Source organism: Acinetobacter pseudolwoffii, from assembly GCF_002803605.1.
In the GTDB taxonomy this organism is placed as follows: Bacteria; Pseudomonadota; Gammaproteobacteria; order Pseudomonadales; family Moraxellaceae; genus Acinetobacter; species Acinetobacter pseudolwoffii.
Genome location: NZ_PHRG01000030.1, coordinates 1 through 984, shown reverse-complemented (window position 1 = coordinate 984; position 984 = coordinate 1). Strand labels below are relative to the sequence as shown.

Below are 984 nucleotides of genomic sequence, written 5' to 3'. Positions count from 1 at the left end.
AATCAATGGAATAAAAAACAAAGAAAAATAATGACGTTGCTGTTTCAGCTCATAGCCTGTACGGGTTCGGCAGACTGGACACAGGAACTGGCTCTTTTCAATGGTTTTGGTTTTAGGGCCGAATCCAAAAATAAAAAACATCTGCTTTTCCTCTCTGATTTTAATTCTAGAATTCTAGCTTAAGCCAAAACAGGTTTTTATTGATAACAACCTTGTAGCGCTGTTGTATGTGGAATCCGTTCAATGTTCCATTGCGCAACTGCCTGTTGCAGCATGCACTGTGGCGTATCCAGATCAACTTCAGCCTGATGCAAAGCATTAAGATAGAAGAAGCCGATCGTAAATTTGCAGACAATATCCTGTCTCTACTTACCCCAATCGCAAAAGCATTCCTGACTGAAACCGGTTCTGAAGCTGCGAAACACGGTGTGCAGGTCTTCGGTGGTCATGGCTTCATTTCTGAGCATGGCATGGAGCAAATCGTACGTGATACACGTATTGCCTGTTTGTACGAAGGTACCACTGAAATTCAGGCGCTGGACTTGTTAGGTCGTAAAGTGTTGGGTACTCAAGGTGCGATGTTGAAAGACTTCACCAAGATGATCCACAAATTTGCTGAAGCGCACAAAGACAATGCTGCAATGAAAGAATTCGTTGAGCCATTGGCTGCCTTGAACAAGGAATGGGGCGACCTGACCATGCAAATTGGTATGCGTGCGATGCAAAACCCTGAAGAAGTCGGTGCAGCTGCGGTCGATTACCTATCTTTCTTTTGCATGATCTCCGACCCAGGCTGCCAACTTATTAGATTGAATGGCTTGATCAAGCTTGATGGTCAGCTCAATATCTTTGCCAAAGTTATCATACAGGGCTTGCTTACCTGCTGTATTAATCTCTTCTGGATAGTTAGTTCTACCCGTTGGTCGAGTGACTTTACTAGCAACATCGCGAATCTTTTCTAAATACTCTTTATATTCAATCGCT

At 43.4% G+C, this 984-nt stretch carries 1 protein-coding gene and 2 pseudogenes; 1 reads left to right on the top strand and 2 read right to left on the bottom strand.

The genetic code is table 11. The features are described 5' to 3' along the window. Together CWI32_RS15060 and CWI32_RS15530 are read right to left on the bottom strand one after the other, a co-directional pair. A partial coding sequence (locus CWI32_RS15060) for a zinc ribbon domain-containing protein (protein ID WP_215534744.1) occupies positions 1 to 141 on the bottom strand: 141 nt, incomplete at its 3' end. A 56-nt stretch (positions 142 to 197) separates the two neighbouring features. Continuing rightward, positions 198 to 323, bottom strand: a pseudogene (locus tag CWI32_RS15530) (tRNA glutamyl-Q(34) synthetase GluQRS); the annotation flags it as partial. Between CWI32_RS15530 and CWI32_RS15050 the strand changes: the two are divergent. Further along, positions 321 to 770, top strand: a pseudogene (locus CWI32_RS15050) (acyl-CoA dehydrogenase family protein); the annotation flags it as partial. The pseudogenes CWI32_RS15530 and CWI32_RS15050 sit on opposite strands and share 3 nt — an antisense overlap. Between the last annotated feature and the right edge of the window lie 214 nt (positions 771 to 984).